This window comes from Viridibacillus sp. FSL E2-0187, assembly GCF_038006425.1.
Classification (GTDB): domain Bacteria; phylum Bacillota; class Bacilli; order Bacillales_A; family Planococcaceae; genus Viridibacillus; species Viridibacillus arvi.
On sequence record NZ_JBBOVG010000001.1, the window covers coordinates 1,473,637 to 1,498,420 of the forward strand.

Genomic DNA, 24,784 nt, shown 5'->3' on the forward strand with positions numbered 1-24,784 from the left:
TAATATCACTATAAAGATGGTAAAGAAATATACTTTAACTAATGGGGCAGTTTAGTTGAAGAAGGAGTATTATCTCGATTGCTAGAATAAATTGATATGAACGAAAGCCGGATTTATCCAAAGGCAATTTAGTAGAAAAAGATGTGAATTATAGTTCGCACAGAGAAAAAGAGGAACTACTAATGACCTATTTAACTAATTAGGATGTTAGGGATGATATTTTTGAAGCTATAACTATTATATTCGGGTTAAATATTCTAGATTTTTTTTCAAATTGAATTAGGTTATATGAATTTGAACTGGAAAATAAAAACCGATGATTATAGTTAGGAGGGGGTTTATTAATGAAAATGCATGAAAAAACATATCTAAGTATAGAAGAGATTATTTCATTACCAAACTTATCAGGTACAAACATAAGTGATGATGGCAAAAACGTAGCGTTTGTCAAGAAGACAGCTAACTGGAAAGACAATAAGTATAGGAATCATGTATGGATATATGAAAAAGAAAAGGGGCAGTGTTCCCCATTAACAACTAGGGATATAGATAGTACAAACCCATTATGGTCTCCAGATTCTAGAGATATCGCATACCTTAGCCCAGTTGGTGACGGGGATAATAAGAAAAATCAGATCTTTGTTAAGTCCATAGATGGTTATAGTGGAGTTCAAATTACTGATGAGAAAGAAGGGGTCAGTAAATTCAAATGGGAGCCAACTGGCAAGGGTTTTTATTATGTTGCACAGTCAATAGAATCTGAGGAGATAAAGAAACGTAAGGAACTATATGGTGATTTCCATCATATAGGTAAGGAATACCAGAATAATTGTTTATATTACATTGAAATAGAAAAAGTGATACAAAATGATAAAGATGAACACGAAAATAGCGTTGTTTATCAACTAACCGATGGTAAGGATTTTCATATCCATGAATTTGATATTTCAAATGATGGGAAAAAGGTTGTATTTATGGCTACACCAAGCCCAAACATGGGAGATTATATGAATGGAGATCTATACATACTAGATATTAAAGCCGCAGAGCTACAAAAGCTGAATATAGATAAGTTGTTGGGAGGGAGTGTTTGCTTTTCTCCTGAAGGCAGCAAAATATGTTACTTAGCAAGCATAATGGAGAAGGATTACTATAAGAACCATATACAAGACAGTACATTAGAGATATATGATATTAATAATGGAGAGCTAATTCAACCTTTAACAGATTTTGATAGCACGGTTATTCCATTACGGTGGACAGCTAAAGGAATATTAATTAGATGGCAGCATAAAACTAATTACCTAATTGGGTTGTTAACTAAGAATGGCACTGTGGAAATGTTAAGTGAAAAAGTAGATGGCTTTGTAATGGAGGCTTCTATAACAAGGGATGGAAATCATCTATCCAATAATAAGGCGATAACAAATGAAACCTTTGAAATCTATTTAGACAATAAAAAAATAACGAATGAAAATAGTTTTTTCAAAGGAAAGCATAAAAGTAACAGAGAAAAAATCTCATGGCAAAGTAGTGATGGACTTGAAATAGAGGGAGTTTTATCAACCCCAGTAGAGTTTGACTCAAATAAAAAATATCCCTTATTAGTAGTAATCCACGGTGGTCCAAATTGGGCATCCTTTCCAATATTTTCAGACTGCTTTAATGAGAAATATCCCATTGAACAGTTTATCGAAAAAGGTTTTATAGTTTTAGAGCCAAACTACAGAGGAAGTTCTGGTTATGGTAATGAATTCTTAAAAGCAAACTATAGAAAACAGGGAATTGCTGACTACGATGATGTTATATCTGGAGTGGATAAATTAGTTAATCAAGGGATTGTAGATAAGGATAGAGTAGGGGTTATGGGATGGAGCAATGGGGGATATATATCAGCTTTCTGTTCTACATTTAGTAATAGATTTAAAGCTATTTCAGTTGGCGGTGGAATTACTAACTGGAGTACCCATTATGTAAATACAGATATCCCTTACTTTATTAGGATGTATTTAGGAAACACTCCATGGAATGATCCAGATATATATACGAAAACATCACCAATGACGTATATTAAATCAGCCTGTACTCCCACCTTAATCCAACATGGCGAAAAGGATGCAAGAATTCCAATTCTAAATGCATACGAGCTATATCAAGGATTAAGAGATATGGAAGTTGATACAGAATTAATAATCTTTAAAGGAATGGCATATAGTTCTGATCAGCCAGGAATTAATGTGGCTATTATGAAGCAGAATTTAATGTGGTTTTCACACTATATTCTTGGAGAAAGTATGAAAGATTTTAGGGTTTTATGATTAATAAATGGATAACCTCACATGATACAAGCTAGATTTTATACCGATTAAATTAAAAGAAGTAATAACCTCAAAGTGATCTTTGAAGTTATTACTTCTTTTTGATTTTTCTGAATGTTATAATAGTAATGTGAAATTTTTCAAATAGATAAAAAGATATTAAATAGAGGGGATACTAATGAAGATTAAAAGTCTAACTGTATAGAATTTTTGTAACTTTGGAACATTTTGATTTAAGAAATCAAAATGTTGTATTTGGTATGAACGATGTAAGTAAAATAAATTTACTGTTTGCTATCAGTTTCTTATTGGATAGAGATATCTGTAAAAATGGCTTTAGAGAACCAGATTATTTTAATAATGAAATAGACAGAGAGATAAGAATAACATTAGGTGTAGATTTATCTGATCGCTTAAAAAATGAAAATTCTCAGCATAAAATAGCCAAAGTTGGAGGAGCAAGGTCAAGTAATGAATTAGAGACTTAAGTAAATGGTCTATTCTTGTACATACACACAAACTAAAAGGGAGAGAAGTCATTTGTCTAATTTAACGGTAAAAGGAAAGCATTTATATTTGGATGGAGAGCCATTTCAGCTTATTTCTGGAGCGATACATTACTTTAGAATCGTCCCAGAATACTGGGAGGATCGATTGCTAAAGCTGAAAGCATGTGGCTTTAATTGTGTAGAGACATATGTGGCATGGAATCTGCATGAGCCGAAGGAAGGGGAATTTAACTTTTCAGGAATTGCAGATATTGAAAAATTCATTCGGATTGCTGAAAAAGTGGGCTTATATGTTATCGTCCGCCCAAGTCCTTATATTTGTGCGGAGTGGGAGTTTGGCGGTTTGCCAGCTTGGCTACTTGCTGATCGAAATATGCGCGTGCGTTCATACTATGAGCCATTTTTAGAAAAAGTGGATCGTTATTATGATGTACTGTTAGAAAAAATGCGTCCGCTATTGTCTACAAATGGCGGCCCTATAATTGCCATGCAAGTAGAAAATGAGTATGGAAGTTTTGGTAATGACAAGGCATATTTAAAGCATTTGCGAGACGGTATGATTTCGCGTGGCATTGATGTGTTATTGTTCACATCAGATGGTCCATCAGATTTAATGCTAAAAGGTGGAACTGTCGAAAATGTTTTGGCAACCGTAAACTTTGGTTCGAGGCCAGAAGAGTCTTTTGGAAAATTGCAGGAACATTTCCCGGATACACCTAATATTGTTATGGAATATTGGAACGGATGGTTTGACCATTGGGGTGAGGAGCATCATACACGGGATCCTCATGAGACAGCCAAAACCTTTTTCGAAATGATTGAACAAGGAAATTCAGTTAATTTTTACATGTTCCATGGTGGAACGAACTTTGGTTTCTATAACGGTGCTAATTATGACGGCAAGCATTTACCTACGGTTACCAGCTATGACTACGACTGTCCAATCAGTGAGGCAGGAGATATTACTCCTAAATTTTATGCTGTCAGAGAGGCGCTTGCTAAACTTCAAGACATTGGTGAACTTGTATTGCCGGCACCGATACCGAAAATGAGTTATGGTTCCGTAAAAATGGAAGAATCTATTAGTCTATTCGATGCGCTAGAAAATATTTCTCAGCCAATTCACCGTGCAAATCCAGAAACAATGGAAGAATTGGGTCAGAATTACGGATTTACATTGTATCAGACTTTTATTAATGGACCACATGAAAAAGCTCCATTAACCATTAAGGATGTGAAAGATAGAGCACTTGTATTCGTTAATAGACAATATATCGGTTTAATTGATCAGTGGGACAACAATTCGCTTGATATTGAGATTCCTAAAGAAGGGGCCACTTTGGAAATTCTCGTTGAAAATATGGGGAGAGTGAATTATGGACCTGAGTTATATGATATGAAGGGGATTACCCGTGGTGTTCGATTCCATTACCAGTTCCTATTAGATTGGGAAATTTATACATTACCTCTCGATAATATTGAACAACTTGTTTTTAAGAAAGACGCAGTTAAGCATAAAGGTCTCCCTACCTTCTATCGTGGAAAATTTGATGTTGAGGAGATTGGAGATACATTTGTTGAGTTGCCTGGCTGGAAAAAAGGGGTTGTATTCATTAATGGATTTAATCTTGGGAGATATTGGGAGGTTGGTCCGCAGGAGACCTTATACTTACCTGGCCCACTGTTGAAAAAACGTGAAAATGAACTGATTGTCTTTGAACTCCATGAACATGAAAATGATAGCATTTCACTCATTAATGAACATAAATTAGGCTAAATAAGAAGCACTATGAAATCGATTATTCAAGCCGATTTCATATAATAGGGCATTATTAGGGAATTTTGAGCTGTTTTAACAGCTCTTTTTTTTATTCAATTAAAAAAGCAGTTTAGTTTAAGAAAAGGTATAATCTTATAAAATCTCTTAGATGCTGGGAATATTTTTTCAGGCTCTTTTTTCACTCAATTGGATTCTCTATCCACCTTATTTACCTCTCTCTCTAACTTTATTCTGGTACACATTCAATTTGTTCTGGATATAAAAGTGTATGAAAACCGGTAGGGGAAGAGTTTGCTGAAAGCGATTAAAACTTTCATAATTGAGCATACTTAAAATAAAAACCGAGGTATAGTCGATCTAACTCGTATGTTGGTTGGGGTACTGTATGTAAGAAAATATTTGTAAGTTTGAAGAGGTTAGGAAAGGTATTGAACCTTACATAGTTGCTGGCAATATTGCTTCCTATACAAAGAAGCATTAAGCAACATTATTAAGTTGTATAGTAAGCATCATGATTTCAGTAATAAAGGTGCTGAACTGCATATAAAAGATACTCCGTCTTCTCTTGTGTAGATTTAGAATAAAGTTTGGTAATTTAAAATAAAGATCGATAAATAATAACAAATTTTGTAATTTGCAATAAAGTTTACTAAAATACTTTATTAAAATAAATAAAAGACTACTGTTCGATTTATCTGTTCCACGATATAATGGTGAGAGTTTGTTCGTAGTAAATATTTTTATAAGCAGTGAGGTAGTATATGAAAAAAAGAACCACAGACATTATTTTTATCATTATTGGTGCATTTATTTTTGCGTTAGGTGTTAATTTATTTGTTATTCCGAACGAGCTTGGTGAGGGAGGAGTAACTGGTATCACGATTATTACCTATTATTTATTTGAGTGGTCACCAGGTTTAGTCAACTTAATTCTGAATGCATTTTTGTTAATAGTCGGTTATAAATTTTTGAATAAAATAACAACGATTTATACGATTATTGCTGTAGTTTCTAACTCGCTTTTTCTTCATCTGACAGAAGGCTGGAATATTGATTCTAATGAATTGATGGTAAATGCCATTTTTGGAGGAATATTTGTAGGGTGCGGGATTGGCCTAATTATTCGGGTTGGCGGAACAACAGCAGGTACTACTATCTTAGCAAGGATAACACAAAAGTATTTAGGATGGAGCATCAGCTATGGTCTATTGTTTTTTGATTTAATAGTTGCTTTTTCATCTTATTTTATCATTGGTGCCGAAAAGCTGATGTTGACAATTATTATGCTATATGTAGGAACGAAAGTAATGGAATTTGTAATCGAAGGATTGAATTCGAAGAAGGCCATTACGATTATTTCTGATAAACCGAATGAAATTGCCAAACAGGTGACTACATCAATGGACAGAGGGGTAACCGTATACTCAGGTCATGGTTATTACACAAAAACCCCAAAGGAAATTCTTTATATTGTTATTAGTAAGCAAGAAGTAATCAAGTTGAAACGGATTGTTCAATCCACTGATCCGAATGCTTTCATCGCTATACATGATGTTCGTGATGTGTTCGGTGAAGGGTTTATTGATATTTCTAAAGCTTAGTAAAAGGTTGTTTGAAAAGAGATATAATTTGTAGAATTGGTATTAGATAGATATCTACCTGTTTGAATTACAAATCTACAGGCAAAGGAAGCCCTTTATTAATGGCTTCTTATTTTGACAATTCTCTTGTAAAAAAGTTTGCTTCTGGATGGAGATTATCTGAAGGTTTAGCTAAAGAGTTATATTGCACCATATAAAAAAATATGGTTAATATTTGTTTAATCCATTAAAGGGCACGATTGTTTAACAACAAAGGCAGAAAATGATCAATTTTTTTATAAAGATCAACCTTAATACAACAATAAAAGAGTCCATTTTGATAAATCAAAATGGACTCTTTTTATTTATCGTAAATTGCTGGCTTGTTGGGTATTATTAATCAATCTTTATTCAAATTTCTAGCGTGAACTTCAAATTTTTTCTGTCCCTAAATAAGAGATGAAATGTAAATGTTGAAATACATTCCAATTCATGGTATTTTCATAACAAGAAGGGGGAACTGTATATGATGTTTTTACCTTTATTATTTGGCATTATCGTTGGTGTAGTTCTGACGGTTATAGCATCGTTGTTGAGGAAAAAAGGGTGCTCTAGAACAACAATTAACATTTACACGTTGGCACCATTGGCTTTAGGTGTAGTACTCATTGCATATGGATATGCAATAGTAAGAGGATTTGAAGGATTTGCTTATTTATTGTTAGGAAGTCCAATTGTGATGTTTGCTATATTCACTATTTGCATAACCTTTTTCAGTAACACAAAAAAACATCAAGTGATCTAATAATGATTTATCTTTTATAGTGCTGACCCAAAGCCAGTGAAAACTGACTTTTAGGGGCAGCACCTTTTTTGTTTTATTTTTATTTCAGCTTATCCAAAGCAATCCTTTTCATCATCTGAATCATCGTTTTCGTTGATCCTGTATCCTCTAATGATAGATTATCTTGATCATCATGCTCGATTTCTTTTAAGATATTGATCTCTTTATTTAGTCGTTCCATTTTATGGTCTAGTTCAGCTGCAGTAAAAGCGGCTTCTCTTAACTCATTTGTTAGTCGTTCTGGAACTTGTTTATTGTATTTATAATAGATTTTGTGTTCCAAACTTGCCCAGAAATCCATTGCAATCGTACGGATTTGCATTTCTACGTACACATGCTCTTCACGATCTGACATAAAGACAGGGATTTTCAAAATAACATGAAGACTTTGATAGCCATTAGGCTTTGGATGTTTAATATAATCCTTTACTTCGATGACTTCGACGTCAGATTGAGCCTGGATCATTTCATTAATGATGTAAATATCAGAAACAAAAGAGCATGTTATTCGAATACCCGCAATATCTCTCATGTTTTCACGAATATCATCCAATGTTGCAGGGATATTCTTTTTCTGCATTTTTTTCATAATACTTTCTGGAGTTTTAATACGTGTATTGACATGTTCAATTGGATTATATTCATGTATTAATCTGAATTCTTCTCTTAAAATACGAACCTTAGTCCCGATTTCATCTAATGCAAATTTATAGGCTAGCATAAAACGAGTTAGCTCTACTCGAAGTTCTTTCATATTCTGTTGCTCTATTAAATATGTCATTGGAAAATCTACACCTTTCAGAAGTAAATAAAATGGTTCAATCTATTTCCGTATATATCATACACTAGCATCAATTAAATCTCTAAGAAAAACCGTTTCAAATGTAAATATTGTAATAAGGATTAGGGGATACAAATAATGTTTAGAAAGAGTGGACGAAATATTTAAATGAGTTCTTATGGGGGGATTAAATTAGAAACCAAATTACGATAAAAGCGTTTGTCTATTTAAGGGGGTGTGATTTTGAAAAAAATTTCACTGATAGGTATAACATTATTTCTAGTAAGTGGATTAGTAGCATGTAGTAATTCAAAAGCAAGTATTAACGAACAAAATGAGATTTCAAATGGTGATGAAAAATCTCAAGGAGCTAATTTAGTCACTTCTAATGAGAAGCCACCAGTATTAACAATTACTGTAGGTGAAGAAATTATTAATACAAACCGTGGGGGTTATAGTTGGAGTTATTTAGACCCTAAAACAGGACAAACAATGGGTATAGAAGCAGATTCTTTGCCACCATCAGAAATACTTAATGTTGAAGATGCTATTGGTGTTAATCTGAATCAGCCTATAAAACTTAATTTTGAAAAAGAACCAATTGAATACGAAATACGAGTTTGGGACAACGAAAATAACGTGATCGCCTCTTATAAAGATTTTGACGATGTAGAAGAAAAAGGTAAAACGATATATGAAATCTTGGCTACTTGGAAAGCAGGTAGAGTTTCGTATGTAATTGCATTAAATGTTCAATAGTATGCAATGTGAAAGGTACAGAAAAACTTCTAGTGCTTTTTGTTGTTCAAATTAATCAATGTTGAATTTTTACATAGGCAAAATAAAAATGAGACATGACATGTCAACTTCTCCAAGCCGAGTTCCGATTGTTTAAAAAGCGATATATTCCAGCTCACCTTATCTAGTTCAAGCTACCCCGTTCGATGCTATAATATAGTCATCTGTACTACACGAAATGAGGAACATATATGTATAAAACAATTGGGATACTTGCCCATGTTGATGCTGGCAAAACGACATTTTCCGAGCAGTTACTTTTTCATACAAATAGTATCCGCCAGAGGGGGCGGGTCGATCACAAGGATGCCTTTTTAGACAATCATGCCGTCGAGCGAGAGCGTGGTATAACTGTTTTTGCTGAGCAAGGCATTATTACATACAACGATCAAACTTATACAATTATTGATACACCTGGGCATGTCGATTTTTCACCTGAAATGGAGCGCGCTATTCAAGTGATGGATTATGCCATTTTAATAATCAGTGCAATTGATGGTGTAGAAGGCCATACAGAAACGGTGTGGCAATTATTACGTAAACACAATATCCCTACTTTTTTCTTTTTAAATAAAACAGATAGAGATGGTGTCAATACGGAAGCAGTATTGAATGAAATCCGATCGAATTTAACAGAAAATGTTTGTGATATAACAACTACTTTCCAAGATGGACAAATGCAAGAAGAGCTCATTGAATTTATTGCAGAGCGAGATGAAGAGTTACTGGAATTGTATATGGAATCAGGTTATGACAAAGTGAAATGGCTTGAAGCATTCAAAAAACTGATTGAATCTGGCGAAATCTTCCCTTCAGCAAGTGGTTCTGCATTAAAGGATATGCGTGTGTTGGAATTCTTTTTAAAATTAGATCAATTAACAGTGACTTCTTATAGTAAAGACAGTGATTTTGCTGCTCGGGTTTATAAAATACGTCATGATGATAATGACCAACGAGTGACGTTTATGAAATGCATAAGTGGTTCAATGCAAGTAAGAGATGAAGTGAAATACGGAGAAACCTCAGAAAAGATCACTCAAATCCGTTTGTACAATGGCAATAAATTCACCACAGTCAATGAAGTTCAAGCTGGTGAACTTTTCGCGGTCACAGGCTTAAGTGGTCTAGAAATAGGAGAAGGTATTGGCGTTCTCAGAGAAAAAGCAGTTTTTGAACTCGTTCCTACATTAAAATCGAAAGTCATTTTCGACTCAAATATTAATGTAAAGGAAATGTTTCGTTGCTTTAAGATTTTGGATGCAGAAGATCCATCTCTCCATGTCTTTTGGGACGAGCATTTTCAAGAAATTCATGTTCATGTAATGGGCGTTATTCAGCTTGAAGTGCTAGAACAGATTGTAAGCGAGCGTTTTTCATATAAAGTTTCATTTGGCGAACCGAAGATTTTGTATAAAGAAACGATTGGGGCAACAGTTACCGGGTACGGACATTTCGAGCCGCTGCGACATTATGCAGAAGTCCATCTACAAATTGAACCAGCTGAAAGAGGTTCAGGAGTTACATTCGTGAATAAATGTCATGCAGATCATTTATCAGTAGGCAATCAAAATTTAATCCATCAACATGTAATTGAACGAAACCATCACGGCTTACTAACGGGCTCTGCAGTTACAGACGTGTTAATAACCCTACTAACAGGGCGTGGAAGTAACGAGCATACATCTGGTGGTGATTTCAGAGAAGCCACGCATAGGGCATTACGACAAGGTCTGGAGCAAGCGGAAAATATTTTACTTGAACCGTATTATGATTTTAAGATTAAAGTAGATATGGATCATATAGGACGTGTAATGTCAGATGTTCAACAAGCCCACGGACGTTTTAATCCACCTGAAAACATAGGGGACAAGGTTGTCATAAAAGGACGCGTTCCGGTTGCCACTTTTATGAATTACAGCACAAGCTTTGCTGCTTTCACAAATGGTAAAGGTGCACTTACACTTAATTTTGCTGGCTATGATCAATGCCATAATACTGAACAAGTGATTGAAGAAATTGGATATGATAAGAATGCAGATCCTGATTATACGTCTACTTCAATTTTCTGTGCCAAAGGGAAGGGGTATTCTGTCCCTTGGGAAGAAGCGAAGGCAGCGATGCATTGTTTGTAGAGTACTAAGGTTAACTCTATCATGAAGTTTCCACATATGAAGAAATATATATAAGCAGTGGTTTTCAAATAGGAATGCCACTGCTTTTTATTTATTTTCAGGTAAAATATGTTAAATTTTTAACGGTTTTAACTTTGGTTATCATTTTTATTTATTCTTTCTTAAATGAAGAGCTAATGGTGGTTAGAATTGAACTTACTAGACCATTTGATAGAACAAGCCAAAAAACCTGCAGGAACCATAGGCTCGATTATGTTGAGAATTAGGTATTCTGCACACTAGCATGAGGCAATGGGCATTAGAAAAGGGAAAAGTAACCGTAATATTGGACATAGGACGTGGAGGGGGTAAAACAATACAATTATTCTAAGAGGAATACGTTCGGAAAAATAGGTGGTATAGATTATTTGGGGCAAGCAGTAAGAGATTCAATTGCGATTGATAAATGGGTTGCTCCTTATAAAAATAAGAAGTCAGCTAAAACAGAGAGAAAATCAGGGTATTGGCACTATCATCTTCCAAATGGAGGACATCATCAACCATGGTTCTTAGCACCAAATGGATATAAAATTATTAAATAACGATTATTTAGGGAGTGGAGAACATAATGAATAATGAATTTCATATTCAGGATGCATCGAATATATGGAATGGTGAAAATTTTAGAAAAGATCAGCACTTTTCAATTATAGTTTTAGGTTTTTCAATAGAACATCAAGAAATTAACTTAAAAAAAGTGCTTATTGAAATCATAGACTATCCATGTACTGTTGTTTTTGATGAATTATTTCCCTTGGAAGACGATATTGTAAATAAAATGAAAGTGATTAGAATTAATAACACATTAATAACAACGATTAATTCAAAAATGCAATTCGAAGACATAATGCCAATTATTTATATAAATGCATTAAATGGAATGGAAATCGATATTATTATAGGACGTGAAAAAAAGGAAATCCCGTTCAATCATTTCTTTGGAAATGACTTAATGAATAATATAGACTATCCCAAATTAAATGCAGAAGAAGTAGAGACATTCCTAAAAATAACAGAAATTGGTATAATTGTTCAGACTGTGGATGGGAAAATAAATACCGCTAAAAAGTTACTGCCATATATGCCAGCTGATTTGGTTTTAAATCATGAAGATAGTGATTTGTAGTTTAAAATATTCAATTGCAATAAGTTATGCCAATTCAGGATCGATCAAATAAACAAGATGTGGGAGAGGGTAAGGTAAATATCCTTCAATCATGTGTTAAATTCATGCCATTCTAGAAAAAAGACCCGCATCCATGTACAATAAATAAGAGGTGATATAAAATATGGAGATTATATCATATTTAGAAAAGTACGAAGAGAGTTGGCTGAGATGTAGAGTCCTTTCATTTTTACATTCTGCTATGTATGAAGATGTGGTCACTAAGAAACCGCAATTTGAAAATCAAACAGCAATTGAATTAATCGCAATTGAAAATGATGAGGTCATAGGTATACTAGATATTTTGATTGATGATGAATCAAATAAAGCTACATTTTTGCGCAAAGAAAAAGGTGCTTTCATAGAGTTAATAGCAGTTCATCCAGATCACCAAAATAAAGGAATAGCTCAAAAGCTATATGATGAAGGTCTAGCTAGATTACATAAATATAAACCACAATTTATTGAGCTTTTTACAAGAAATGATGAAGCTGCTAACAAGTTTTATAAAAAACAAGGATTTGAAATAGAGTGTGAATACTATGTTGCATTTGGTATTCAGAAAGGTCTAAGAAAACCAATAAAAGCAGATTTTAGTGAAGGCTCAATTTCCATAACAGGGGTGGGTGAAGACAAAACAAACTATGACTATGTAATCGTTGATGGTAAGTATGAAGTATATAACAAAGCCGGTCTAGAGTTGATCGATTATGATCGCTATTACTCTGTTTATGGCTATATCAAAGAGTCATAAGGCAGCAAACACTTAGCAAAAAAAGTAGGACAACCCGTAATAACGTCTTTATGAAATGGCTAGAGAAAAACAGTGATTAAGACTTAATAAATACATATAATAGAAAAGAATCCATTTTGTAATATCAAAATGGATTCTTTTCTATTATTAAAAATACTTTTAATAACTCTAAGGTAGAGCGAGAAATGAGATATAGTCTAGAATAAGATGATTTATATTATCTTTAATATTATTTTGGTATAATTGGATAATAAAGTTTTTAAAGTGTAAAATCAATGGATTGATTAAAAGTGTTAACAATAGAATAGGAGGAGTTAAATGGAGTTGGTATTTATTCGTCATGGCCAAGGTGAACATACATTGGATCTACCTAAAAGTCTGAAAATAGAAAACCCAGCATTAACTTCTACAGGAAAAGAACAAGCATTGTTGTTAAGAAATCAATTTCCGCTAACAGATGAAGATGTAATAATTATTAGTCCGATTAGCAGAACGCTTGAAACAGTATTTATTTGGAGCGAAAATAATAATTGCCGTAAGATTGTAAGCCCATTAGTAGCACCAAGAATTTTCCCCATTCACTCAAGCATGAATACATTGCCTTGTGATAAGATAATTGATTTAGAAATTATTGAACAGGATTACCCAACTTTTGAAATAGATAGTAAGGCATCAATTGAACTCTGGTCGGATGGTATCAATACTCTTACAGAACATCAATTCACCAACCTTGCTGAAAAGTTTATCGGTGATTGTAAAAAGTTACATAAAGAAAAAATTTATATAGTGTCACACGACGGTACAATTACTTCTTATCGACAAATGCTTTCTGGGCAAAAGCTAACTCGAAATGATTTCCCAAAAGAAACTGGATGGTTTTCAGTGAAGTGTTGAATCACAATCCGATAAAAGTAAATTATGTATTTTCTATAAACTTGTTATATCACATCATGGAAAAAGGGGTACTCGATGATACTAAGGTTATCTAAATACTAGTCCACTAAACGAAAAAACTGACAGAATTCTATTGAAGGAAGGGATCAGTTATGAGTATATATGGTAAAGCTTATGTTGAATTTCTAAAAAAAGATATTATGTTACTGATTATTGCCATTGTGTTATTATTCTTTAGCTTTGAGTGGTGGATGGGTGTTCCTGTATTTGTTGTATCGGTTTTTCTTTGGGAATTAAATATACCACCCTTTATTTCAATTATACTGGTCTTATTACTTATTAGTGTGCTATTCACGGTATTCTTTATTCCAATGAATATAAAAGTTGCAAAGATAATTGGGGAGATGAAAAAACGAAGTACTTTGAGAATATTTTCGAGATTACAATTGATATTTATTCTAAGCAGTTTTATTATTTTCTCTTTAATCTTTATTGTAATCTTTTTGGTGTAATAACTAATTAATAAAATCAGATCTGAGGTATTGAAGACAAATGAAACCGAAGTAAAAGAGTGGTAAACTGTATTTTTTGCAACTCAAAATGAAAATAGGGGTGAAGTCATGCAAATTTGGCCAAAAGGTGTATCAAAGCCAGCGGTAAGAGCACTTAATAGCGTAGGAATCACGACATTGGAGCAATTAACAACAATTGATGAAAAGACATTAAAGGCGCTTCATGGTATGGGACCTAAATCTATAGGAGTATTAAAAGGAGCGCTTCATGAAAAGGGGCTCCAATTTAAAGATTAATGATAGCCTATAGTAATAAGAAAGAATACTGACAGGGCGCTAGGAGGCCTATGTCGGTATTTTGGTAAGATGATACAATATGTATAATTGAACCATCAGGAACGATTTAAAATCGCACCTAGATGGTTACTGACTGTCGCTTCTAGAAGATATAATCAATGAGGTAACGGTTTAGTCAATAATCTTAATATGATAATCGTAAAGCTCGGCAGGAAATTCGACGGATAGAAAAGAAATTAATTTGGATTTAAAATCATGTGGAATGTTGAAATGGATATTACTAATATGCATTTTGCGACCTAAATGAAACAAACTTTCATAGAGTGACTCAGCAGAGTGCACAGAATATTGATCGGCATTTTGGTTACTGCTCCGTTTCACCACGTATTCTGAATTTTCCTTGTGAATGCGTAAAGTAATCATAAACCTTCACTTCCTTTATCTTTTTATTTACACCTAAAAGTGGGTGTCTCTCCATTATATACAAAAAAACCTAAGATGGAATAGCGATAAGGTTTGTTAACAGAATAATATAATGATTTTGACAACTCGTTTTTGAATAGAAAGACATAAAAAATTATAATTATCTATTATTTAGTGGAACTAAAATCATTATAATACTAGTATTGTGCGATTAAACGAATCTTTAGAATCAATTATTAATTTTTGATGATTCTTATTGAAATATCATTAGTTAGTTACATAATATTGTAGTCTTTAAATGATTAATGATCCTGTCATGTGTCACACTACTATTTAAGCCCACTCTCCAATCTATAGTACCTAATTTGATTCCAGAGGAACGCATTTATCTATATTAGGCTTGATGAGTGTAATTGGTGGAATGATTGCTAGTTTATTTATTTGGGGTATGCAGTTTATTCCGGAGAATGGAATTACGCTCATTTTTATTGTGTTGGGGATTTTGATTTTGTTCATTTATACTGATGTTTATAAGATAACGCAATTTGATAGATAGTTTAAAGAAGTATGTTATGATTATAATAGACTGAATATATTGAATTTAAAAGGTTGTCAAAATAGAGGTGGAAAATGAGAAAGGTTGAAGTTGTAGAATTTGATCAAGAATGGATTGTATTATTCGACAGAGAACAAAAGATGATAAGGAATATTCTACGTGATGAGATTCATGATATCTTTCATATTGGTAGTACTTCCGTTGAAAACCTTCCTGCGAAACCTGTAATTGATATAATGCCAGTAGTTTATCATATTGAACTGGTTGATCAATTTAATGAGAGATTAGAAGAAATAGGTTATGTAGCTAAAGGGGAGTATGGTCTTCCAGGACGACGTTATTTTACAAAAGGTGGTGACAATCGCACACATCATCTCCACTTTTATGAAGTAGGAAATGAGGGCATTTCAAGACATCTTGCCTTCCGAGATTATTTAAGAAACCATCCTGCTGAAGCTACAAAATATGGTCGAATAAAACAAGCGAATGCATCACAATATCCATTTAATATGGAGGCATATATACAAGGGAAATCGTCTTTTGCTAGTGAAATTGAACAAAAAGCGTTACATTGGTATGAAAACTTGAAATGAGGTGATGTGATGAAAATGGAAGATGTCTACAGTAAGCTACCTATTTTAGAAACAGAACGTCTAATTCTAAGAAAAATTTCATTTGAAGACTTAAATGATATGCATACATATTGTTCGAATGAGGAAGTTGCACGGAACTGTACTTGGAACAAACATGAAAGTTTAGCAGATACAGAAGAATTTGTGCGATTTATATTAAATAAATACGAGTTTGATCAATATGCTCTTTGGGGCATTGAAGATAAAGAGACAGGTATATTAATTGGGACAATAGATTTCGTATCTTGGCAGCCAAAACAACAAATAGCTGAAATAGGTTATGCAATTTCACAAGCTTATTGGGGGAGAGGCATTGTTACTGAAGCAGCCAAAGCAGTAATTGCATTTGGTTTTGAGGAAATGGATTTAGTACGAATTCAAGCGAAATGTTTGATTAAGAATGTAGGTTCAGCTCGGGTTATGGAGAAAGTCGGTATGTCTTATGAAGGAATAATTCGAAAAGGGCTATTAGTTAAAGGAACCCATCATGATTTAAAATTGTATTCTATTTTGAGAGAAGAGTATAAACAGGTGATTTGAAAACCTTTCTACAAATCTGTAAAGAAAAGTTAAAGTTAATAGTAAAAAAACACTTCCAAGTTGCAATGGTTTTATATAACCAAGTCAACTTAGAAGTGCTCAATAAGGTCTATTTATTCTCTCTATTTGTTTCAGAGTGTTTGAAACGGATTGATTAGAATGTGAGTTATTATTTTCAAATTCGTTAGTAAGATTGATGAAATAGTGAAGTAAACAATTTATCTAGAAAAATTAATTTAAAGGGAAGAATTCACTTATGTGTTAAGGGAGATACAAAGTGATTATTTCCAATGACCTGCTTGTACTAGTTTCTTTTTACCGATAAATGCCATAATGATTAACACTACATTAATAACTAGCATGAATGCAATTGCGTATAGTACATAAGTGTAGCTTCCAGTTAATTGGAACACATATCCGTAACCAGGTAATGCAACGATACCAGCAACTGCTAAACCGATAACTGCAGAAGCGTAAATTTGACCGTATTCTTTGTTACCGAAGATAGCTGTAGTTAATAGCGGTCCTAATGTACCAAGTGATGCAACAACAAATCCATAAATACCAATAGCTAATGAGAACATTGTAGAATTGTCAGGGACAGTTAGCAGAATTGCGATTGGAACTAAACCTAATAACATCGCGAAAATAGCTGTGTTTTTTGCTCCAATTTTATCACTTAAAATACCGAATGCTAATGCACCGATCAGAACACCTACTTGCCAGAAGCCCATTGCTCCACCAGCAAATTTAACATCATAGCCTAAGCCCATTGCAAAAGGAGCAACGTGTTGACCAAAACTACTAATAGCAGTAATAAAGAAGAAGAATAATAATAATGCATAAAATGCACTTGATTTTTTAGCGATTGCAGCTGAAATACCTGTATTTGTATTAGATTCAACTTTAACAGAAGATGCATCTTCTGTTTTAATATCAACTTCTAAACCTAATGGTTGTAAACCTTTTTGTTTAGGAGACATTCTAATTGTTAATAATACGATTGGTACAACGATTGCTATTACAATACCGCCAAGGATGAAGTAAGTCATTCTCCAACCTTCACTAGCAATTAAGTTACCAGCCATAGGTTGTAAGATAGCTCCGAAAATACCACCTGATGCAACCATGATACCGATTGCTAAACCGTTATGTTTTTTAAACCAGTTGTTGATTAATACTGGACCTGCGATTTGAGTTACAAAAATTGAACCGATTGACATTGGGATACAGAATAAGTACCAACCCCATACAGAGTTCATTAAACCAAACATTGCGAACGAACCCGCTTGTAAAATAACTGCTGTTACTAAAACTGTTCTAATATCATACTTAGCAATGATCTTACCAGCGAATGGTAGGAAAATCATAGTTACAATTGAAGAAATACTAAAGTAAAGTGTTAGACTACCCATTCCAATACCTAAATCTTGAGTTACTGGAGTTAAAAATAATCCTCCTGCAGTCATGATTCCGCCTTTAGCCAAACCGACCATAATAGATAAACCTAATAATAACCACCATGCGTAGTGGATTTTTTTCTTATTTGTGCTCACGTATTGTACCTCTTTTTCTTGTTTTTTTAACCTATATACTTACCTTATCAGACTGCTTTTTGAGTAAAATACTTGAGCTTGTCTAATTTTACTTTCTATTCCCCAAAATCTCTTTAATGAAATTTATAGAAAGCATTAAAAAATAAAATACCCTTTAAATATTTTCAATACATAATTGTCTTCGTAAAAAAATTTATAAGGACTCAAAATGATTATGTAGTTTTGAGTACTTCTTAATCAATTAATTTTTACTTTGATTTGAAACTCTATTACCCATGAACTTAAATACTTAGTTCTACCTCCTGCACCGTTTTAAACATGGTAACTTTTTGATTCCAAGTTACTTTACGTCTCAATAGTATACGATTAAAATATTTGTGTCAATAATATGAATTTCTCAGTTTCGAAGGAAAATAGACTTGTATTTTTTAGGAGTTTGTATGAGACCATCATTCAATTAATAGAGTTTGTTTCTAATTTATTATTGGTTGATATTATGACTAGGTTATATGTTGGGCGACTAAATAAATAGGTATGTCAAAAATAGAGGAATGTTAGCTTTCTAAAGTATAAGGTGGAGAGGTTTAATCTGCTTTAAGTTTATCATCAGACCTACTTAGATTAATGACGTTCAAATACTTGTTATTTATATAGGAAAGAACGAACTAGATAAGAGTTTTTTAATTGGAATATGATATACAAAAATATTCGAAATTGAATTGAATATTACTAAACATAAAAGGAAATTGGTTTGAAATATTCATCTAAAATGAGGTAAAATTAAAGTCGAGAAATTCGACGGAATCGAGTGTGCTTTTTTATAATTTTGTAATAAAGTATTATGACTAAGTACTAATCGGAAAATCTTTGACAATCAGTTGAATTTTTTATTAAAATTTTGATTTATACCAGAAATTGGTTTGAAATTTTTATGTAAAAATAAATTAATAGTTATATTTTTTTCTCAAACATTGACTTATTTACAAATTAAATATACCATAGTTACAATTTAATAAAAAAATTCTTTGATAAAGAGAGTAGTTTATGGGGAAATGTCAAGCGAGTTAGGGATGGTGGGAGCCTAATACATGGAACATGAATGAAGCGCACTTTGGAGAAACTTTTTGAAATAGCAGTAGAAAAGATCGGGGAGTCACCTCGTTAACAATAGAAAGTGGTCACATATTGTGGCAACTAGAGTGGTACCACGGGAACTATGCTCTCGTCTCTTGTTTTGAGACGGGGGCTTTTTTTATTGCTTTTTCGTACCATTACGGCAGTGTATCAACTGAACTTAGCTTTGAATGCAAAATGTATTTTATTATTTGAGGGGGAAAATAGAATGAAAGATAAACAAATGATAGTCAATTCATTGTTTGAAGCAGTAGAAGGTCAATTAGCAAAAAGTGATATTGAACAAACAATAGAAAAGCCGAAGTTTGCACATTTAGGTGATTATGCTTTTCCTTGCTTTACATTAGCGAAAATTTTCCGTAAATCACCAAATATAATTGCTAAAGAAATAAGTGAGAAGATTTCTAATGACTTTATAGAAAAGGTTGAAGCAGTTGGAGGGTATGTGAATATTTTTTTAAAGCAATCGGAAATCTCGAAAGAGGTATTATCTAGTATAGTTTCCTCACAATCGGCATATGGACAGCAAAAACATGGAGAAGGTCAAACGATTACGATTGATTTTTCATCCCCTAATATTGCAAAGCCTTTTTCAATGGGGCATTTACGATCAACAGTTATCGGTAATGCAGTAGCTAATATTGCAGAAAAAAATGGCTATGAAGTAGTGCGTATCAATCATTTAGGAGATTGGGGTACTCAATTTGGTAAGTTGATTGTCGCTTATCATCTATGGGGAAATAAAGAGCTGATTGAACAATCTCCAGTTCGTGAATTATTGAAGATTTATGTTAAATTTCATGAAGTGGCAGAGCAAGATGACTCATTGAATGATCAAGCACGTGCAGCATTTAAAAAGTTGGAGCAAGGTGATGAAGAAGCACTGCAATTATGGCAATGGTTTAGAAAAGCATCACTAAAGGAATTTGAACAGGTTTATGGATTACTAGGTATACGTTTCGATTCGTTTGCTGGCGAAGCATTTTATAATGACAAAATGGATAGAGTTGTTGAATTATTAGCTGAACAGGGATTGCTTGAAGAATCGGACGGTGCAATGGTTGTAAATTTAGAAAATATGCCGCCTTGTTTGATAAAGAAAACGGATGGCACAACACTATATGCGACTCGAGATTTAGCGGCAGCCCTATATAGAAATGAAACATATAATTCAACAAAATCATTTTACGTCGTAGGAAATGAACAATCTCTACATTTTAAACAGCTATTTAACGTATTGGAGAAAATGAAGTATGGTTGGGCAAAAGAGTTACAGCATATTCCGTTTGGCATGATGCTAAAAGACGGGAAAAAAATGTCTACTCGTAAAGGGAAAGTTGTATTACTTGAAGAAGTATTAAATGACGCTATCCAATTAGCAGGTAAGAATATTGAGGAAAAAAATCCAAACCTAAAGCAAAAAGAAGAGATAGCGAAAGTGGTAGGAACAGGAGCAGTAATCTTCCACGATTTAAAAAATCATCGTATGAATGATATTGAGTTTTCACTTGAAGAAATGCTGAATTTTGAAGGGGAGACAGGTCCATATGTGCAATATACGCATGCACGGATTTGTTCACTACTACGTAAAGGTCAGTACAATATTAAAACAAGCCAATTTGAGGGGTTATCTGATGAAGCTTGGCCTGTTGTCATATCGCTTAAAGGATTCCCAGAAGTGGTGGCGAAAGCGTTTGAGCTTGCAGATCCTTCACAAATTGCCAAGTTTTTAATCGAACTTTCTAGAGCGTTTAATAAGTATTATGCCCACACAAGAATACTAGAAGATAATGTTACAATACATGTAAAACTAACATTATGCGCTAGTGTTGCTATCGTGCTAGAAGAAGGGTTGCGTTTATTAGGAATTCAAGCACCAGAAGAGATGTAGCTAATATTGGGGGGGAGTGGGACGAATGATTTACCAATATATATTATTTGATTTAGATGGAACATTAACGGATCCAAAAGTCGGAATTACTAAAAGTGTCGCATACGCTTTAGATAAGATGAATATTGAAGTAGTTGATTACTCAAAATTAGATTTATTCATTGGACCACCTTTGCAAGAATCTTTTCAAGCCTATTACGGTTTAAATGAACGGCAAGCTAATGAAGCAATCGGATATTATCGTGAAAGATTTAAACAGCACGGCTTATATGAAAATGAAGTCTATCCTGGAATCAAAACGCTTCTTGAAACGCTGAAGAAAAAAGGAAAAACATTAGCTGTTGCCACATCTAAACCAACTGTCTTTGCTGAGAAAATATTGCAACATTTTAAATTGGCTCAATATTTTGATGTAATAGTAGGAAGTAATTTAGATGGTACTAGAATTGCAAAGGCTGAAGTAATTCATGAAGTGCTTTTACAACTATCCTCTCCAGATAAAAGTGAAATCATAATGATTGGTGACCGTAAGCATGATCTAATCGGGGCGAAGAAGGAAGGCATAGCCAATATCGGTGTTCTTTATGGGTACGGTAGTAAAGAGGAATTGGCATTAGAGGAACCAACTTATATTGTAAGTAATATAGAAGAACTAGTCTTTATATTAACTAATTAATACATGAAAACGCTTGGATAGACTTCCAAGCGTTTTCACATGTTTATAAGACAACTAATTATTCATATCCACCTGTTGCTTCTGGGAGCTTTTTATATTCACCTTTACTTTGAACAATATTTCGTATGTAATTTCTTATATCAATCAGTTTATTTTCATCAATTGCTTTTTCACAATATGCTCCAGAAATAGATGTTGTTATCGTTTCTCCATCAATAGTGATTTTCCATTCATCTTCACTATAGGGTTTTGTCATACATTCAGTTTTAGGAACTAAATCTTTCATGCTTATAATATTGATGGTTTTCATTTTCTCATAAATTTTCGCCTTTTCTTCTATTGTAATAGGTAGAATTATTGTTGCTGTTCCATCATCTACTAAATCCTTCGTAATCTTTCCTTCAAAAGTATCGATTTCATTCCTTTTTCCAACACCGAATTTAACTGAAAAATCAAAGTCACTAGGCATTTCTTCAGGCATCACATCATTTGTATTATTATTTAATCCACAACCTGATAAGAAAAATGCGAATATAAATAGCAGAATCTTTCCTGGCTTCACGTAATCCCTCCTCACCAATCATTAATAAATTATGCTTGTCATTAAGTTGAATTCTGAGTATTAATATTTTGTTTAGTCTTTTAATTGAAATTCTACAGATATTTAAAAATCCCTTTCAATTGATGTATTTCTATCTTAAATGGCTAGTTTTTAAATCCTATAAAATTAATTGATTTAATTGAATTAAAGAAGTAAGTTTGCTGTAGTAAATGGAATAGTGAGATATAGTTCATCTCGATTTTCTTTCTCAATATTGCATAGATAGTTTCTATTGTTTATTCTTATAGTCATTACTGTGGTTGATTTGTTTAAAACTAGTTGTTGGATCATCGGAGGTATTAGATAGAATGAATAAAAATGATCAATTAAAGCTAATTAAAGAAGATTTTATTAATTGTCAGAAAGTACTATTGGCAATTGGCGATGAAACTCGTCAATCTATCTTGTTAGTTCTAATGGGAACCGATTGCAAAAATGGATTACGTGTAGGTGAAATCACTCAACAAACACATCTTTCTCGTCCTTCCGTTTCACATCATCTAAGGGTATTGAGAGAAGCAGGTATTATTATTATGCGTAAAGAGGGCACAAAAAACTTTTATTATATTGATGTTAGTACAAAAATAAGTTTATTAAAAAATCTTATATATGATATTGAAAAGTTGATCATTGAAACTAAGTAATAGATTAGATTTTACGTGGAGGTATATGCAATGAAAGCAATGGTTATAGATAGATACGGGAAAGTACCAATACATTTAACAGAAATGCCTCTACCTGAAATTGGCGATTACGAGGTGCTCACGGAAATCCAGGCCGCTAGCATTAACCCAATAGACTTTAAAATCCGTGATGGAAAAGTGAAATTATTGACTAAATATAAAATGCCACTTATTTTAGGGAATGACTTTTCGGGTGTAGTAGTTAAGGTTGGGGCAAAAGTGAATCGTTTTACAGTTGGAGACGAAATATATGGACGCCCACGAAAAAGTAAAATTGGAACTTTTGCAGAATTTTTAGCAATTCATGAAAACGACATAGCTTTAAAGCCTAAAAATTTGAGCTTTGAGGAAGCTGCATCGATTCCACTTGTGGGCCTTACCTCATACCAAGCGTTGCATGACATAATACAATTACAAAAAGGACAAAAAATACTGATTCAAGCTGGGGCAGGTGGTGTAGGTACATTTGCAATTCAACTGGCCAAATTAATGGGGGCTACTGTTGCAACGACAACTAGTGATGCGGGTATGAATTTAGTAAAATCTTTGGGTGCAGATGAGATTATTAATTACAAGACTGAAAAGTTTGAAGATAGACTAAACAATTATGATGCCGTTTTTGATACACTTGGGGGAAAGGTACTAGAAAAATCATTCAATGTTATAAAAGGCGGAGGGAAAATTGTTTCTGTTTCGGGTTTACCAAATGCTCGTTTTGCTAGAGAATATGATTTAGGAATCTTTAAAGCAATGTTGTTTTCAGCAGCAAGTTATAAACTAACTACACTTGAGAAAAAACAGAATGCTCAATATACGTTTTTATATATGAAGCCAAATGGCAATCAATTAAGTATTATTGCAAACATTATTGAATCGGGAGGAATCACTCCTGTAATTGATAAAGTTTTTAGTTTTGAAGATACTCAAAAGGCAATGGAATATTCGGAAGTAGGAAGAGCTAAAGGAAAAATAATTGTTAAAATAAAATAGTTTATAACTAAGCAACATATATATTTTACTTTTTAATCAATGAAATTTTGTATAGATCAATACTATATAACATAACTATCAAAAGCCTTATTACATGTCAAATGTAATAAGGCTTTTGTTTTTATAGCAAAATAAACAATAGAGTTTAGGATTACTGTTTTTATATCACCATTAATAAGAGGAATCTTTCTTGAAATAACTAAATATCAAAGAGGTTACTCCAATTAGTATTACCGCTACTATTGCCAAACCCATTACAGAAATACCGATTATTCCGTAACCCATCTTACCCCAATTATCAATAGGAAGAAAACCAGTTACTATTATAAGGACTATTCCAATTTCGAATAATATAAACGCATAAATGTACTTACCGATTCGTTTTATGAAAAATACGCCAATTAAACTTATAGCAAATATAATGATGGCGTAAAATTGAGCAATTGACATAGACAATAAAACCTCCTCAATTTACTTATATGGTAAAATTAACCTTATTTAAAATTAGCATATCTTTATTAAGAAAGTCAAAATTGAAAAGATAACTTTGTGGGAGGTTCTCGAGTAGCGTTAAAGCCCGCGAATAGCGCCAAAGATCCCGCGAGTAGCGCTAAAAGAAGCTCGAGTATCGCTAAAGCCCGAGAGTAGCGCTAAAGAATCCGCGAGTAGCGCTAAAAAGAGCTCGAGTATCGCTAAAGC

At 33.2% G+C, this 24,784-nt stretch carries 23 protein-coding genes and 1 other annotated feature; of the genes, 19 read left to right on the forward strand and 4 right to left on the reverse strand.

What is annotated here, in order from left to right; all coding sequences use genetic code 11:
- Positions 1-344: 344 nt before the first annotated feature.
- The 5 genes from MHH85_RS07035 (at position 345) to MHH85_RS07055 (ending at position 6,992) form a co-directional block, all read left to right on the forward strand.
- Positions 345-2,318 (forward strand): S9 family peptidase, encoded by a 1,974-nt coding sequence (locus MHH85_RS07035; RefSeq protein WP_340706433.1) that lies wholly within the window; start codon positions 345-347, stop codon positions 2,316-2,318.
- 218 nt (positions 2,319-2,536) lie between these two features.
- The gene (locus tag MHH85_RS07040; RefSeq protein WP_340706434.1) at positions 2,537-2,806 is read left to right on the forward strand and encodes a hypothetical protein; all 270 of its coding nucleotides are present in this window, start codon (positions 2,537-2,539) and stop codon (positions 2,804-2,806) included.
- A 52-nt stretch (positions 2,807-2,858) separates the two neighbouring features.
- Complete coding sequence (locus tag MHH85_RS07045; protein WP_340706435.1) at positions 2,859-4,604, forward strand: glycoside hydrolase family 35 protein; 1,746 nt, start codon at positions 2,859-2,861, stop codon at positions 4,602-4,604.
- Between the two features lie 764 nt (positions 4,605-5,368).
- Entirely contained in the window at positions 5,369-6,208 is an 840-nt protein-coding gene (locus MHH85_RS07050) for a YitT family protein (RefSeq protein ID WP_193740027.1), read from the forward strand.
- Positions 6,209-6,713: 505 nt separating this feature from the next.
- The gene (locus tag MHH85_RS07055) at positions 6,714-6,992 is read left to right on the forward strand and encodes a hypothetical protein (RefSeq protein WP_340706436.1); all 279 of its coding nucleotides are present in this window, start codon (positions 6,714-6,716) and stop codon (positions 6,990-6,992) included.
- 79 nt (positions 6,993-7,071) lie between these two features.
- On the opposite strand, the gene MHH85_RS07060 is transcribed toward MHH85_RS07055, so the two are convergent.
- On the reverse strand, positions 7,072-7,812 hold the full coding sequence (locus MHH85_RS07060; RefSeq protein ID WP_340706437.1) for a GTP pyrophosphokinase: 741 nt from the start codon (positions 7,810-7,812) through the stop codon (positions 7,072-7,074).
- A 243-nt stretch (positions 7,813-8,055) separates the two neighbouring features.
- On the opposite strand from MHH85_RS07060, the gene MHH85_RS07065 reads away from it, so the two are divergent.
- The 10 genes from MHH85_RS07065 to MHH85_RS07110 all read left to right on the forward strand — a co-directional run bounded on the left by MHH85_RS07065 (position 8,056) and on the right by MHH85_RS07110 (position 16,554).
- Positions 8,056-8,571: a hypothetical protein gene (locus MHH85_RS07065; RefSeq protein WP_340706438.1), complete on the forward strand. Its 516-nt coding sequence runs from the start codon at positions 8,056-8,058 to the stop codon at positions 8,569-8,571.
- A 230-nt stretch (positions 8,572-8,801) separates the two neighbouring features.
- Positions 8,802-10,742 (forward strand): translation factor GTPase family protein, encoded by a 1,941-nt coding sequence (locus tag MHH85_RS07070; RefSeq protein WP_340706439.1) that lies wholly within the window; start codon positions 8,802-8,804, stop codon positions 10,740-10,742.
- 407 nt (positions 10,743-11,149) lie between these two features.
- Positions 11,150-11,323: a hypothetical protein gene (locus MHH85_RS07075; protein ID WP_340706440.1), complete on the forward strand. Its 174-nt coding sequence runs from the start codon at positions 11,150-11,152 to the stop codon at positions 11,321-11,323.
- A gap of 26 nt (positions 11,324-11,349) precedes the next feature.
- Complete coding sequence (locus tag MHH85_RS07080) at positions 11,350-11,907, forward strand: hypothetical protein (protein WP_340706441.1); 558 nt, start codon at positions 11,350-11,352, stop codon at positions 11,905-11,907.
- Between the two features lie 163 nt (positions 11,908-12,070).
- Complete coding sequence (locus tag MHH85_RS07085; protein ID WP_340706442.1) at positions 12,071-12,700, forward strand: GNAT family N-acetyltransferase; 630 nt, start codon at positions 12,071-12,073, stop codon at positions 12,698-12,700.
- Between the two features lie 318 nt (positions 12,701-13,018).
- Positions 13,019-13,594 (forward strand): histidine phosphatase family protein, encoded by a 576-nt coding sequence (locus tag MHH85_RS07090; RefSeq protein ID WP_340706443.1) that lies wholly within the window; start codon positions 13,019-13,021, stop codon positions 13,592-13,594.
- Positions 13,595-13,746: 152 nt separating this feature from the next.
- Positions 13,747-14,106 (forward strand): hypothetical protein, encoded by a 360-nt coding sequence (locus MHH85_RS07095; RefSeq protein ID WP_340706444.1) that lies wholly within the window; start codon positions 13,747-13,749, stop codon positions 14,104-14,106.
- 108 nt (positions 14,107-14,214) lie between these two features.
- On the forward strand, positions 14,215-14,403 hold the full coding sequence (locus MHH85_RS07100) for a hypothetical protein (RefSeq protein WP_340706445.1): 189 nt from the start codon (positions 14,215-14,217) through the stop codon (positions 14,401-14,403).
- 1,053 nt (positions 14,404-15,456) lie between these two features.
- The gene (locus tag MHH85_RS07105; protein ID WP_340706446.1) at positions 15,457-15,975 is read left to right on the forward strand and encodes a GrpB family protein; all 519 of its coding nucleotides are present in this window, start codon (positions 15,457-15,459) and stop codon (positions 15,973-15,975) included.
- A gap of 9 nt (positions 15,976-15,984) precedes the next feature.
- Positions 15,985-16,554: a GNAT family N-acetyltransferase gene (locus MHH85_RS07110; protein ID WP_340706447.1), complete on the forward strand. Its 570-nt coding sequence runs from the start codon at positions 15,985-15,987 to the stop codon at positions 16,552-16,554.
- A gap of 281 nt (positions 16,555-16,835) precedes the next feature.
- Here the strand turns inward: MHH85_RS07110 and MHH85_RS07115 are convergent, their stop codons facing one another.
- Positions 16,836-18,110 carry an MFS transporter gene (locus MHH85_RS07115; protein ID WP_340706448.1) on the reverse strand — a complete coding sequence of 425 codons (1,275 nt, stop codon included), beginning with the start codon at positions 18,108-18,110 and terminating at the stop codon, positions 16,836-16,838.
- Positions 18,111-19,126: 1,016 nt separating this feature from the next.
- Positions 19,127-19,343 (forward strand) — a binding site (T-box leader).
- Positions 19,344-19,452: 109 nt separating this feature from the next.
- Here MHH85_RS07115 and argS point away from each other — a divergent pair.
- Both argS and MHH85_RS07125 read left to right on the forward strand, forming a co-directional pair.
- On the forward strand, positions 19,453-21,135 hold the full coding sequence (gene argS, locus MHH85_RS07120) for an arginine--tRNA ligase (RefSeq protein WP_340706449.1): 1,683 nt from the start codon (positions 19,453-19,455) through the stop codon (positions 21,133-21,135).
- 25 nt (positions 21,136-21,160) lie between these two features.
- Complete coding sequence (locus MHH85_RS07125; protein ID WP_340706450.1) at positions 21,161-21,811, forward strand: HAD family hydrolase; 651 nt, start codon at positions 21,161-21,163, stop codon at positions 21,809-21,811.
- 58 nt (positions 21,812-21,869) lie between these two features.
- Here MHH85_RS07125 and MHH85_RS07130 read toward each other — a convergent pair whose 3' ends face one another.
- On the reverse strand, positions 21,870-22,373 hold the full coding sequence (locus MHH85_RS07130) for a hypothetical protein (protein ID WP_340706451.1): 504 nt from the start codon (positions 22,371-22,373) through the stop codon (positions 21,870-21,872).
- A 347-nt stretch (positions 22,374-22,720) separates the two neighbouring features.
- Between MHH85_RS07130 and MHH85_RS07135 the strand changes: the two genes are divergently transcribed.
- A complete protein-coding gene (locus tag MHH85_RS07135) occupies positions 22,721-23,056 on the forward strand; it encodes an ArsR/SmtB family transcription factor (RefSeq protein ID WP_340706452.1) in 336 nt (111 codons plus the stop codon).
- Positions 23,057-23,086: 30 nt separating this feature from the next.
- The gene (locus tag MHH85_RS07140) at positions 23,087-24,085 is read left to right on the forward strand and encodes an NADP-dependent oxidoreductase (RefSeq protein ID WP_340706453.1); all 999 of its coding nucleotides are present in this window, start codon (positions 23,087-23,089) and stop codon (positions 24,083-24,085) included.
- A 171-nt stretch (positions 24,086-24,256) separates the two neighbouring features.
- On the opposite strand, the gene MHH85_RS07145 is transcribed toward MHH85_RS07140, so the two are convergent.
- Positions 24,257-24,535, reverse strand: a complete 279-nt coding sequence (locus MHH85_RS07145; protein ID WP_340706454.1) for a hypothetical protein — start codon at positions 24,533-24,535, stop codon at positions 24,257-24,259.
- Positions 24,536-24,784: the final 249 nt, after the last annotated feature.

Coding starts and splice junctions, on each gene's coding strand:
- MHH85_RS07055 (WP_340706436.1), top strand. CDS start 6,714: ATGATGTTTTTACCTTTATTATTTGGCATTATCGTTGGTGTAGTTCTG.
- MHH85_RS07135 (WP_340706452.1), top strand. CDS start 22,721: ATGAATAAAAATGATCAATTAAAGCTAATTAAAGAAGATTTTATTAAT.
- MHH85_RS07100 (WP_340706445.1), top strand. CDS start 14,215: ATGCAAATTTGGCCAAAAGGTGTATCAAAGCCAGCGGTAAGAGCACTT.
- MHH85_RS07080 (WP_340706441.1), top strand. CDS start 11,350: ATGAATAATGAATTTCATATTCAGGATGCATCGAATATATGGAATGGT.
- MHH85_RS07145 (WP_340706454.1), bottom strand. CDS start 24,535: ATGTCAATTGCTCAATTTTACGCCATCATTATATTTGCTATAAGTTTA.
- MHH85_RS07125 (WP_340706450.1), top strand. CDS start 21,161: ATGATTTACCAATATATATTATTTGATTTAGATGGAACATTAACGGAT.
- argS (WP_340706449.1), top strand. CDS start 19,453: ATGAAAGATAAACAAATGATAGTCAATTCATTGTTTGAAGCAGTAGAA.
- MHH85_RS07090 (WP_340706443.1), top strand. CDS start 13,019: ATGGAGTTGGTATTTATTCGTCATGGCCAAGGTGAACATACATTGGAT.
- MHH85_RS07140 (WP_340706453.1), top strand. CDS start 23,087: ATGAAAGCAATGGTTATAGATAGATACGGGAAAGTACCAATACATTTA.
- MHH85_RS07050 (WP_193740027.1), top strand. CDS start 5,369: ATGAAAAAAAGAACCACAGACATTATTTTTATCATTATTGGTGCATTT.
- MHH85_RS07095 (WP_340706444.1), top strand. CDS start 13,747: ATGAGTATATATGGTAAAGCTTATGTTGAATTTCTAAAAAAAGATATT.
- MHH85_RS07070 (WP_340706439.1), top strand. CDS start 8,802: ATGTATAAAACAATTGGGATACTTGCCCATGTTGATGCTGGCAAAACG.
- MHH85_RS07110 (WP_340706447.1), top strand. CDS start 15,985: ATGAAAATGGAAGATGTCTACAGTAAGCTACCTATTTTAGAAACAGAA.
- MHH85_RS07060 (WP_340706437.1), bottom strand. CDS start 7,812: ATGACATATTTAATAGAGCAACAGAATATGAAAGAACTTCGAGTAGAG.
- MHH85_RS07085 (WP_340706442.1), top strand. CDS start 12,071: ATGGAGATTATATCATATTTAGAAAAGTACGAAGAGAGTTGGCTGAGA.
- MHH85_RS07035 (WP_340706433.1), top strand. CDS start 345: ATGAAAATGCATGAAAAAACATATCTAAGTATAGAAGAGATTATTTCA.
- MHH85_RS07105 (WP_340706446.1), top strand. CDS start 15,457: ATGAGAAAGGTTGAAGTTGTAGAATTTGATCAAGAATGGATTGTATTA.